Genomic DNA, 11,890 nt, shown 5'->3' with positions numbered 1-11,890 from the left:
AACGGAGACGAAATGCTCCGTCCGATTCCGCACGTCATCGTATGCGAGGATGTCTCAAGGAAATACTATAGGGGTTCGGTCATTAGTTGTCGTCGGGATGAAAAAACAAGAGCTTATTCATCTGCACGGACTGCTTTCGGAAGTACGAAACCGGTTTGAGACACAGACCGATTCTACTTTCGACCTCTCGGCATACGACGAACAAACGACGCGGCCAACTTCTATTCACCATTCGAAAAACGACCACCGAGAAGCAGTGCTCAAACTGGCAAACGATCTCACGACGAGTATGATGAGCGAGGAGACCGAAACGGTCGCCCCTCACGCCGACTAATTCCTACATAGAAGTATCGGAGAACTGGACGAGGCGCGAGCGATAGCTATCGGTACCGAATTCTCACCGTAGTAAACACGAGAGCGACCGCATCCCATCGCTAGCAAACCGACGCCGGGTTGACTGGAAAAATTTTGATGGCTGACGAAGACAGCAACAGCGCGAGACCACCGCGAGGGAATTAGTATATCGAAATAGAGTTTAAATAGGGAAAAGTCAACGCCGTCATGCGATTTCCCGGAGATCGACATCACATCCGCTTAGATTCGTAATGGGAAGTGGTTTGGTACCGGGGGAGAGTGGATCCGCCAGGAACGAATCGAGCGACCGGTTGAAAATCACGAAGTGGATAAAAAGCGAGGGGTCGTGATTCGAATGATAATTGGAGAATCCATTCTATTCAGATTACAGAGAGGTATGCCGTTGTCGGTTGACGACAGGCGGTACACCTATACGTCACAGAGATATGAAATTCAAAATTCAGCTTCGAGATATCCGCGATAGAAGCTGACTGCCGTACATTGATGGAGTTTGAAACGATCTGAAACCATCTGAAATAGATTTCTGGGTTTAAGGTAGTCCGGCTACAAATTTCGCTCATAGAAGGGTGTACAGATAGATTGGTCGGATTGGCCGTCAAACATCGACCCTGCGGTAACTGCCTGGAATCGGAAGAATAAGGTAGTATCGCCGGTCGTACAAGGTATCCCTTCAGCGAAGAAAAACAATGATTGAAGCAGTTCGTATCCTCTTCGTACCCCCGGCTGACGACGAGAGAGTGATAACGACGCTTCGAGAGCGGTCGAACGTCCTCGTCGAAACCGCAACGACTCCCATCTCCGACGAAATACTCGAGATGGCTGATTGCGTTGTCTGTACGACTACGCACGATACGGATGTAATGTCGTTTTTCGAGGACGTTCGACGGTCGTCTCCGTCTACTACACGCCTCCTCGTATCCGAGAGGGTGGACGAGACCGTCCGAGACGTTCTCGACAGGGAGTTAGCGGAGTGGATTCCTTTCACAGGCGAGGGACAGGCGTTAGTACAGCGGGTAAACCGTCTCGGGAATCGGATACGTCATCGCAAGCGGCTCTCGGCGGTACAGGATTCACTGAAACGGCTGATGGACGCCGAAACGGAAGACCGAGTGGCCGAGATGACCGTCGACATAGCACAGTCGGACCTCGACTACTCGGCCGCTATCGTCGCGCGATACGATAGCGAACAAGGCGCGCTTCGGCCGGTTGCGTGGGAAGGCGTCTCCGAACCCGACGAACGGCTGTTCGACACCGACGGTGGATTGGGCTGGCGAGCCTTTCTGGAGGGCGAACGGCGTACCGAGTACAGTAACGACGAAGCGAACGATACTCGTCAGATCGCCTTTCCACTCGGTCGGCACGGAGCGTTGATAGTCGCCGAGGAGACGCAGACCGACGCCAACAGAACGAAGGCGACGTTGGTTGAGATGGTAATTTCGAACGCCGAAACGGCGTTCACCCGTCTCGACCGCGAGTGGGAACTCACCACGCAAGAGGCGGCGCTATCGGAAACGGAGACGGCGCTCGAACGCACCCAACGTCGAGAAGCGGTGATTCGAGACATCCTCGTCGCACTCGTCGAAGCGGATACTCGGAGCGATATCGAATACGACGTCTGTAAACGGTTGACGAACTCGTCCCCGTATCGGTTCGCATGGATCGGCGAGTACGACGCGACGACCGACGAACTCACCGGACGAACGTGGGTCGGAGACGAACAGACATTTCTCGACGAACTCTCGGAGACGAACAGCGAAACCGCCCAAACGACCGCGTGGCGGGCAGTTCGGACACGAGAGCCGGCAATCGACGACGACTTGCTCGGCAACCCACCGTACGAAACATGGCGACAGGAAGCCCTGAAGAGAGGATACAGGGCCGCGGTTAGCGTTCCGCTCATTTACGGTGGAAGCGTCTACGGCGTCCTCACCGTCTACACTGGCAACCCGGACGTGTTCAACGACGCGGAACAAGCACTGCTCGAAGATATTGGGAAAGGTGCCGGGTACGCCATCAACGCCGTCGAGAGCAAAAAAGCACTAGTCAGCGACAGTGCCGTCGAATTGGAGTTTCGAGTGTGCGACCCGCAGTTCACGCTCATCAAGTTCGTTCAGATGGCCGACTGTCGCTTCGAGTTCGAGAGCGTCATCCGCGAGACGGATGATACACTTCGGCTATTTTTCACGACGGAGGGGACCACTCCGGAATCGGTGGTCTCGTTTTCCGACCAATCACTCGTCATTAACGACATTCGACACGTCACAGGAGACGACGAGCGGGATTTGTTCGAATGTACGATAACAGGGTCAAACGTGATTTCCCTGTTGCTCGACCACGGTGCAGTTCCGAAGGCTGCGACCGCGGAAGGCTCGGAAGCGAGACTCACGGTCGAACTCCCACAGACGGCCGACGTTCGGCGCTTCGTCGAGACGTTTCAAAATCACTACGACAACACGGAACTCATCGCTCGACGAAAGCGAAATCGCCCGGTACAGACGGAACAGGACTTTCGAGCGCAGTTACGACACAGACTCACCGACCGTCAATCGGAAGCGCTGGAAACGGCGTACTGGAGTGGGTTCTTCGAATGGCCGCGCGAAAGTACCGGGCAGGAAATCGCCGAATCGCTCGGTGTCTCACAACCGACGTTCAACCGTCATCTGCGTGCATCGGAACGAAACTTGCTTACCGCGCTGTTCGAAGACCGATGAATATCAGACCGGATTTATACATATTGAAGGACGGGGGGAAACTGGCTACAAATATAGCTATAACATCCATCAGTCGGCCGTTAATTATATACAAAAGAGATGAGCGGAGAATCCAACAATGTCACTAATCAGCCACACCCTGACAGTTTGACGAAATCGACATCAATGGTGACGAACAGCGACGAAACGGGCATCAAACGGCAACTGTATGATATTATCGCCGAAGTATCTCTCTCAGGTCCGGACCTGCTTCTTTCTCCTACTATCAAATCCGTCACCGACGTCACCATCGAAACCGAACACCTGACCGGAACGACGCCGAAGCACCTCTTCATCTCGGTCCGCGGTGAAGAGTTCGAGACGTTCGAGCGAGAACTACAGCAAGACTACACGGTCACCGACCCGGTGTTAGTCGAAACGTACGAAGGTCGTCGCGTGTACCGACTCGAACCGATTTCTACCGTCGAGCTCATCGCGCCACGATGTCCCGAACTCGACGCGCGGATTCTCGACGTGGAGAGCGGTGATGGCGGCTGGGTCGTCCGAATGCAGATACCGACTCGACAAGCGCTCGTTTCGTTCCGGGAATATTGCCTGGAAAACGACGTAACGTTTCGCGTCAACCAACTCGGGAACGCGACGGATCACGAGGAGACGGACGTCGTGGGGCTGACTGAAAAACAAAAGCAACTACTTCGGATGGCCTTCGAGTGCGGGTACTACGAGATTCCACGTCGAATCTCACAGAACGAACTCGCGCACGAACTCGACATTTCCACGTCGGCGATTTCGCAGCGACTCCGAAGGGATACGGAGCAACTCATCGGGAGCGCGTTGGCAGTCAAGAAGAAAGACAACTGAGAGAGAAAAGCAACTGAGAGAGAAAGGCAACCGAGAGGGGGCCCTGGACGTCCTCAACCACCGCTGATTCGGGTCTTAAAGCGTACACGGTTGAAGCCGTACGTTTTGGGAAGGATGATACAAAGTACTGCTCGATGTCAGGGGATGTCAAGCACACGGTGGCCGCATGAACCCTATCGGTCACCTCGGAATCGTACTGTCAGTGTTCGGATTCGTCGTTTTCGGTCTCGTCGCGCGGGATGAAACACGAGCAGCGAAGATCGTAGTCGTAACCGCGCTCCCGATGGGACTCGCGCCCGATATCGACCTTCGCATCACACAACTCGCACATCGAGGGCTTACACATACCATCTGGGCCGCGTTTCTCGCGGGAGGGGTACTCGCCCTCGTCGCGTTCCGTTTTGAACCGCTCGCACTCGCCGGAAAAGGTGAAGAGACGTTTTACGGATTCGTCACCGGATTCGGTGGCATCTGTTGTCACCTCGCCGGGGATGTCATCACGCCAATGGGTATCAAACCGCTGTATCCGCTACTTGAGAAACCACACACGTTCGATCTCGTCTACGCGAGCAACCAATCAGCGAACCTCGCACTCCTCGTCTTCGGCGTAATAACGTTCCAGATAGCGGTTCAGCAAGCGCGGATTGCCGACCCGGTTCCCGCCTACACGCTGGGATTCGTTCATCGCGACTTGGGGTTCGAATCCGAATCTGGAACGGATATCGAAACGTAAGCCGTACACAGATTTGTTTGACGGAGAATTAAAGAATGGGAAGGAGAGAAAATGGGAAAGAGGAGAGGAGGGGAAGGGGAGGAGAAAGAGGAGAGGAGGGGAGAAGGGAGATGAGGAGAGAGGCGAAGTCAATAGTAAATAATTCGGTAGTTACTCAAATTTTCAGTTGCCTGCTCCACGATAGTAGATGAAGGGAAAATTATATAATTGAATAGAATTGTGTGGTAAGCAAGAACAGAGCGATGAGCGGGAACGATGGACAAGGATGCTTCGTAACGCGGGACACGCGAACGGTTGAATCGATAAAAGCGGAAGCGAACATCAAAGCGGAAGTAAACATCAAAACTGAAGCGAACGTCGAAACGTGTTCCTACTGCGGTTCGAGGGTCGAGACCGACCGATGGCATCCCGTGGTCGCCGATAACGATGGAACCGGATTTCGGATTCACGCGTTCTGTGACGAGCGATGCCGAAAGCGATGGCGAGAGTAAAGAGAAGCGTTCGATTTCCTACAGGATATCCCCTTCTGTATTCGATTGAATTCACTCTTCGGTAACCTATTGAGTTCACTCCTCGGTAACGAGAACCTTTTTCACCACTTCCGGATCTTCGAGAAGTCTGTGTTCGGTGTAGCTACCCTCCGCACTCCCGCCGCTTTGACGTGCCTGTTCGATAACGTCGAGGAACGCCTGTTCGCGGAGTAGGTCCCGAACCCGGCGGGTCGAAAGCGGGTCGCTGTCCATCTGTCGGCAGACCTGTTCGTACACTTCGTACACCCGACTCGTTCGGAACGCGTCCACGTCGGGGTTATCCAGTGAAAGAATTGCAAGCGCCTGCAGCGCGTATTTCGAGTGTGGCGTCGCGCCGCGGATGAGCTCGCGAAATCGGTCGTTTTCCGCGCGTTCGCGGGCCTTCTTCACGTACTCCTCTCGGACCCGTTCGGCGTTTTCTGCCTGTGCAAGTTCGCCCGCGTATCGGAGGATGTCGATCGCCTTGCGAGCGTCCCCGTGTTCCTGTGCGGCCTGTGCAGCCGCGAGCGGAATCGTCCCCGGTTCCAAAACCCCCTGTTTGAACGCGTCGCTACGAGCCTCCATGATGGCTCGCAGTTGATTTGCGTCGTACGGCGGAAAGACGAATTCGCGCTCACAGAGGCTCGATTTGACGCGCTCGTCCATCCGATCCTTGTACTTGATCTTGTTACTGATACCGATGACGCCGAGTTTGCAGTTGTGGAGTTTTCCCGCTTCGCCCGCACGCGAGAGTTGCATCAGGATGTCGTCGTTCTCCAGCTTGTCGATTTCGTCGAGGATTATCACGACCACATCGTACAGGTCGTCGAGGATTCGCCACAGGCGCTTGTAGTATGTCGAGGTAGAGATACCCTTATCGGGAATCGAGATGTCCGTGTCCGGAGTGTTGGTCGTACTCGCAATCGTCTGGACGGCCTGTGTCTCGGTGCTATCTTGAGCGCAGTCCACGTAGGCGACGCCGACGGTGACTCCTTCCTCGTCCGCTTCATCGACGAGGCGACGAGAGACGTGTTTTGCACAGAGTGATTTCCCGGTTCCCGTCTTTCCATACAACAAGACGTTGCTCGGGGACTGGTTGAACAACGCGGGATTCAGAGCGTTTGCGAGAGCAGAGATTTCGTCATCTCGACCGACGATTCGACCGTGAGTCGGAAGATGGTTTATTTCGAGGAGTTCCTTTTTCGCGAAGATGAGGTCCTCCCGAGAGAAGAGTTCGTCCGAGTCGGCATCGCTCATGGACACCACGTTTCCAGTGAAATCCCTTTACTGTTCCGGGCGTAAAACGGATGCTCGTCGACCGGGAGGATGACGGCCGACCGGGAGGATGACGGCCGACCGGGAGGGTACCCGTCAATCGAGACGGAAACGGGACCGTTCCCCTGAGTCCGGTCTGTTTCCTCCGCGGTCCGTTACCCACGAATTACTATCGGAGCGATGGCGGAGCGATAGCGGAGCGATGACATAGGGACGTAGAGGCATCATGTGAGGACGACATCGAGCGCGATGATTGTTAACCATCATATTGGGTCACATTGGCCGCCCAATATATCTTCAGCTGGTTATTTCAGTTGGTCGATTGTCTAGTTGAGTCGAGACACACACACCACGTTTCCAGTGAAATGGGATGAAAGGGTGGGTGGGTAGAAGAAGGAACAGGACTATATTGCCGGTAAAAAAGTCAATAATACTGCAGGTCATAGGAGGGAATAGAACGATTTATAAACCTAGACAGTGTTAAAGTCCATTAAGTTAATCACCATAATCTAAAACCCGTGATAAATATCACGGGTGGTCGCATCCGAAATAGGGGTTCTATTTCTTGTAACCCGTTTTCACCGTCTCACGGTCAACTTTCACTGGAAACATGGTGTGTTCCTCTAACATAACGAGTAGATCAGTGCAGTCCCTGGTTCGGCAACTATCGAGTTCTCCGTCGGTTCGTCCACTGGATTCGTTCTCCGTCCGTTCCATTCACACCACGTTTCCAGTGAAATTCCTCACGTCGTAGCACACCTCATTTCCGGTGAATTATCGTGTTTCAGTCCTTCCCGTGTTCTAATTTAGGAGTCTCTCATTACGGGCTGGGCGTGTTCGAACGATAACCCTGTTTAACCACTATCCATTTTTGACGATATCTGTTTTTCCCGTGGACACCGCACTTCCAGTGAAATCGCTGCGTTTACCGTCCGTACTACCGATTGGTGCGTTTTCTGTCCGTACTACCGATCGGTGCGTTTTCCGTCTGTACTACCGATCGGTGCGTCTGGGTTGTTCTTACGTTTCGGCAGTGTCGTGTTTTCACTTCGTGGTGCTCGCCCTTTTGGGAGACCACGTTTCCAGTGTAAATTCTTCTTTCAATGGGATTCTCCAACAATGTAAATTGACCTCGCCTTCCGGCTTTCTCCTCGATATTCCGTCTCTCTCCGATTCTAAAATACAATTTTAGAACCCTCAATTTTCACTGGAAATGCGGTGTCCACAGAATTCCCCCATAATTCTCAACCCTCAATTGATTTCATGGCTTTCAAATTCGTATTTTCCTTTATTGATAAATAATTTTCATTTATCCTCGGTTATACCCCGTTCGACCCCCATTTCATCTGCACCCCACCCACCCCTTCATCCCATTTCACTGGAAACGTGGTGTGTGTGTCTCCATGCTATTTGTTATCCCCCAACACTGCGCCAAACTGGTCATTCATTTCCTATCTATCCCAATTACTGATCGTTTGTCTCATTTCTAGAAACTCTCTCCGTTCTTAACTTTGACATACGGTGCGTCCATTTTCTACTCCGGGGAATCGTCCGAAACGTAGCGGTCCGCGATGAGGACACTTCCAACTCCGAGAACACTGCCCGCACAGACGTCCGTCGCCCAATGGATTCCGAGATACATCGTGGCGACGATGATACTCGCCGCCATGGGAATCGCAATGAGCGTCCATCGGGGATACGAGTCCCGGGTTTGGTACGCCAACAGGGCGGAACTGACAGACAGCGACGTATGGAGGGAGGGAAAGACGTTCGTGTTCGCGTTCACCTGTCCGGTCAGTATCTGTGATTCGGGATACGTCGAGTAGAGCAGCGGATGAACGACGTCCGGTATCAGGTTCCGCGGGCCATAGGAAATGAACAGGATGTAGCAGACGAGCCCGAGACCGTAGTTCACCGCGAACGCGACCGCCGCCTTCTTCAACGGCTTACTGTCCGCGAGCGCGAAGTAGGCGACGAACGGAAACACGAGGATGAACACGTACCCGTAGATGTACATGAACGAGAAGTACGTCGTCAGCTCCGGTCGTGCGACCGATTGGACCGTTCCGACGAAGTTGCCCTCGATTGCGTAAATCCGACTAGTGATATTCCAACCGATGATCCACGACAGTTCGGGACCGAACTCGCGAGCGACCTTGTTCACCACGAGAACACCGAGCAAGAGGCCGATGTGTGGATACACCTCGAACAGTCGGTCTCGAAACTGTTCTCGCGCGCGCATGAGTCCCGTCCGTCCGACCACAACCGTCGTCGCAACGCCGAGCATCAGCATCTCCCCGACGAGCACGAAACCGGTGATTTCGGCTAAGCTCACGCTCTGTTCCTCCGGTGTTCTACGTTTGTTGATTTCCCGTGTCTCATGCCTTCGAGGTTCGCTCGTCGTCTCGTTCGAATCGCCCGTCGCTTCGTTCGAATCGCTCGTCGCCTCGTTCGAGTCTCTATTCGATTCCTCATCGTTGCAATAACTCTCCGTCGTTGGTGTACCGATATCCCGCGTCTTTGAACGCCTTCTTCGCGTTTTTCACGTTGAGATTTCCGTCCTTTCCGGGGTACGGTAGCTCCGGGTCCGTTCCGTCCCATCGAAGTTTCGGCGCGAGCGAGTCGTGTTGGGCTAACGGGCTCGTGGCCGGTTCGGCGTACTGGTTGAACACGCTATCGACGAGATATTTCTTGTCCAGTAGTTGCGCCACCGCTCGACGGAACCGAACGTTGCTGAACGGCGCCTTTCGGGCATTGAAACCGACGTGATACAGCGACGGCGACTTATCAACGTGTAACTGGACGTTCTCCGCACGACCGATATCGCGAACTTCTTTCGCGGTCACGCCAGTCGCGGTCCCGTCTGCTTCGTCGTTTAGCACGAGTTCGGTTGCCGCCGCTCCCGAGGGCACGACGCGGAATCGCAACGATTCGAACGCGGGACCACCCGCATACCGGTGTATATAGTCCGGCGCTGGCGTCGAATCACCGTTCGAATCCAACATCTCGGTGTCCGTCTCGATACGTCGGAGGAAGTGGTGGTCGAACCGATCGAGCGTCAGGGACTTCTTCATCTTCGCATCGCTGAACTGCCATGGGCCGCTTCCGACGGGTTCCATGTTGCTCCAGACGAGCGCCTTCGTCGTCGTCGAGTCGGCTCTGAATCCCGCGATTTCGGCCTGCTCGTGCTTCGACTTCCAGATGTGTTTCGGTAGCACCGGCGTCGAAAATGCCTTCGTTGCGACCGCTCGACTGGCGTTCTCGAATCGAATTCGAACGGTCCTGTCATCGAGTGCCGTCGCCGATTTCACCAGCGACACGGCGTCCCGAAACCGCGGTGCGGGAACCGGACTTTCGAGCGACCCGAGCGAGGTATCGCCGAGGAATTCGTAGGTGAATGCGACGTCTTCCGCCGTGAGCGCGGCACCGTCGTGCCACCACAGTCCATCTCGGAGGTGAACCGTCGCTGTGGGCGCTCTTGTGGACGTCTGCCAGTCCCACGACCGGGCGAGCCACGGGCGGACCCTTCCATCTATCCGCCGTCCGAGGGAGTCATACAGCAGATCGAGTATCGTTTCGTCGCTTCGAAACTCGACCGCGAGCGGATTGAGGTTCACCGTGGGAGCCGAATCTTGGATGGTCATCCGGAGCGGTTTGACGCCACCTCTGCCACCCCTCGTACCCGTCTCGCGTACGGAAAGATACCCAAAGAGCGAGTGAATCGTCTCGTATCCCTCCCACCCGTCGAAACGGTCCGTTCTGGTCGCTCGAATCTCGTCGGGGAACGCGACGACGGAAAACGGTTGGTCGCGGACGATCGCCTGCTGTAGCTTTCGGAGCGTTTTCTCCCGTTTGTTCCCGCTCTGTTTTCGCTGTGCAGTGAGCAGATCATCGACGCTGAGATTGGCGTAACCGAACGGGTTTTGCCACCCCGTTTCGGCGTCGAATCGGGAGTGGAGGAGCGTCCGGAGTTCGTCCGGGTCGTCGATACCGGGATGCTGTCCGACGTAGCAGTCGAACGACTGGTTCAGGAGCACGACCCAGCCATCGTTCGACGCGTCCCATCGGAACGACTTGGACGTCGATTCCGACCGAACGGAGTTGTTTCGCGAGGAACTGTGCGATACGGATGGGGCGTGGGTCCGCGTCCGCCGGGAGGGTCTTTATCGAGAGAGAGACCTGCGTTGGACTGTCGCGACTGACCAACGACCGAGCCTCCTCGATACAGCCGCTGCCGAGCGTCATCCCGAGCGCGGCGAGCAGTTCTCGCCGTCCCGTTTTCGATGTGGACTCCGCCACGGTACGTCGGTCGGATTCCGTGTGTGATGACATGGTGATAGGGTGTTCTCGTCACGCCGCTGGCGAACTGTCCCGTGAGAGAGCTGAGATGAGAGTGATTGCTCGAACGAAACAGTATGGGTATTGTTATCTACGGAGAGACGGGCGTGCCGTTTTATTATTCATAACTTAACGTCTTTCTTCCCCTTTCCTTCTGAATGAGCTTTGAGAACATTTTCCATGACACCGGTTCCACCACAAAATTAAGTATACTGTGACGTATTTTCTCGTACGTGTCTCTCGCGCTATCGTTCCATGGCTCCCGCTTTATGGTAGGATAGTCCTACACCGTTCATTTTGTATTCAAACAGTCCTTGAACGGCTTAGCTACGCGATAATAAAAAGTATCCACGTACACGCTATGAAAAAGATGCCCTCCCCGAAGTCGTATCGTCCACGCGTGCCACCCAGTGTCGGTGTCGTCGCTTCGTCGATGACCCCACTGGCGTCCATCCGCGGGAACGGTACGTGTGAGAATAATGCGCACAGCGGCCAGAAAGAAAGTATAGGCGGCCGTCCCTCTGTACGAGCAACGCCGCCCGTCCACGACCGAAGTTGGAGTGAAGCCTGATGTCACATGGTGTCAATGAACGACAGAAATGGGATGTCGTATCGAAGGTAGCCGAGCTAGCGAGCGACGAACGCGTCTGGCTCGCAACGGCGATGGGGACGGGAATCCTCGTGTATTTCACGTACCTGCTGGTTCATCCGTATCCGGCATACGGTGCCGGTCTCTATCTCAAAATTGCCAGTGAAATCAGCGCGCACGGGTACGGCCTTCCCGCTCGAATCCCGCTGTACACGAAGGACGGGGTTCCGTTCGGCTATCCGCCGCTGATGTACTACGTCTCGGCGATATTGATGGACGTGACCGGCGTCGGACCCATTACGCTCAGTCGCTTCCTCCCAGGTCTCGTGACGATTCTGTACCTCGTCCCGTTCTACTATCTCGCTCACGAGGTCCTCGACTCGACGCCGCGGGCCGGGTTCGCCACGTTCGTCCTCGCGGTGACACCGCCGGTTCTCCAGTGGCACCTCTCCGCGGGCGGCATCGTGCGCGCTCCCGCCTTCCTGTTCGTCGTGACCGG

The 11,890-nt window shown here is 54.9% G+C and carries 9 protein-coding genes and 1 pseudogene; 7 read left to right on the top strand and 3 right to left on the bottom strand.

What is annotated here, in order from left to right; all coding sequences use genetic code 11:
- Window positions 1–97: 97 nt before the first annotated feature.
- From B208_RS0122535 to B208_RS25225, 6 genes are all read left to right on the top strand, one after another.
- The gene (locus tag B208_RS0122535; protein WP_007981201.1) at window positions 98–334 is read left to right on the top strand and encodes a UPF0058 family protein; all 237 of its coding nucleotides are present in this window, start codon (window positions 98–100) and stop codon (window positions 332–334) included.
- A gap of 1,159 nt (window positions 335–1,493) precedes the next feature.
- A complete protein-coding gene (locus tag B208_RS0122530; RefSeq protein WP_232423943.1) occupies window positions 1,494–3,086 on the top strand; it encodes a bacterio-opsin activator domain-containing protein in 1,593 nt (530 codons plus the stop codon).
- 165 nt (window positions 3,087–3,251) lie between these two features.
- A complete protein-coding gene (locus B208_RS0122525) occupies window positions 3,252–3,947 on the top strand; it encodes a helix-turn-helix domain-containing protein (protein ID WP_007981199.1) in 696 nt (231 codons plus the stop codon).
- A 166-nt stretch (window positions 3,948–4,113) separates the two neighbouring features.
- Window positions 4,114–4,680, top strand: a complete 567-nt coding sequence (locus B208_RS0122520; RefSeq protein ID WP_018129198.1) for a metal-dependent hydrolase — start codon at window positions 4,114–4,116, stop codon at window positions 4,678–4,680.
- Window positions 4,681–4,715: 35 nt separating this feature from the next.
- On the top strand, window positions 4,716–4,871 hold the full coding sequence (locus tag B208_RS24080; RefSeq protein WP_154652465.1) for a hypothetical protein: 156 nt from the start codon (window positions 4,716–4,718) through the stop codon (window positions 4,869–4,871).
- 51 nt (window positions 4,872–4,922) lie between these two features.
- Window positions 4,923–5,171, top strand: a complete 249-nt coding sequence (locus B208_RS25225; protein ID WP_007981197.1) for a DUF7576 family protein — start codon at window positions 4,923–4,925, stop codon at window positions 5,169–5,171.
- A gap of 75 nt (window positions 5,172–5,246) precedes the next feature.
- Here the strand turns inward: B208_RS25225 and B208_RS0122510 are convergent, their stop codons facing one another.
- The 3 genes from B208_RS0122510 to B208_RS0122500 form a co-directional block, all read right to left on the bottom strand.
- Window positions 5,247–6,446, bottom strand: coding sequence for an orc1/cdc6 family replication initiation protein (locus B208_RS0122510; protein ID WP_007981196.1), 1,200 nt, complete (start codon window positions 6,444–6,446; stop codon window positions 5,247–5,249).
- 1,552 nt (window positions 6,447–7,998) lie between these two features.
- Window positions 7,999–8,799 carry a phosphatase PAP2 family protein gene (locus B208_RS0122505; RefSeq protein WP_007981194.1) on the bottom strand — a complete coding sequence of 267 codons (801 nt, stop codon included), beginning with the start codon at window positions 8,797–8,799 and terminating at the stop codon, window positions 7,999–8,001.
- Between the two features lie 136 nt (window positions 8,800–8,935).
- The gene (locus B208_RS0122500) at window positions 8,936–10,501 is read right to left on the bottom strand and encodes an ABC transporter substrate-binding protein (RefSeq protein WP_018129197.1); all 1,566 of its coding nucleotides are present in this window, start codon (window positions 10,499–10,501) and stop codon (window positions 8,936–8,938) included.
- Between the two features lie 871 nt (window positions 10,502–11,372).
- Here B208_RS0122500 and B208_RS23210 point away from each other — a divergent pair.
- Window positions 11,373–11,890, top strand: a pseudogene (locus tag B208_RS23210) (hypothetical protein); the annotation flags it as partial.

The organism is Haladaptatus paucihalophilus DX253 (genome assembly GCF_000376445.1).
Classification (GTDB): domain Archaea; phylum Halobacteriota; class Halobacteria; order Halobacteriales; family Haladaptataceae; genus Haladaptatus; species Haladaptatus paucihalophilus.
The sequence above is the reverse complement of the archived record's forward strand: the minus strand, read 5'-3'. Positions and strand labels throughout refer to the sequence as shown.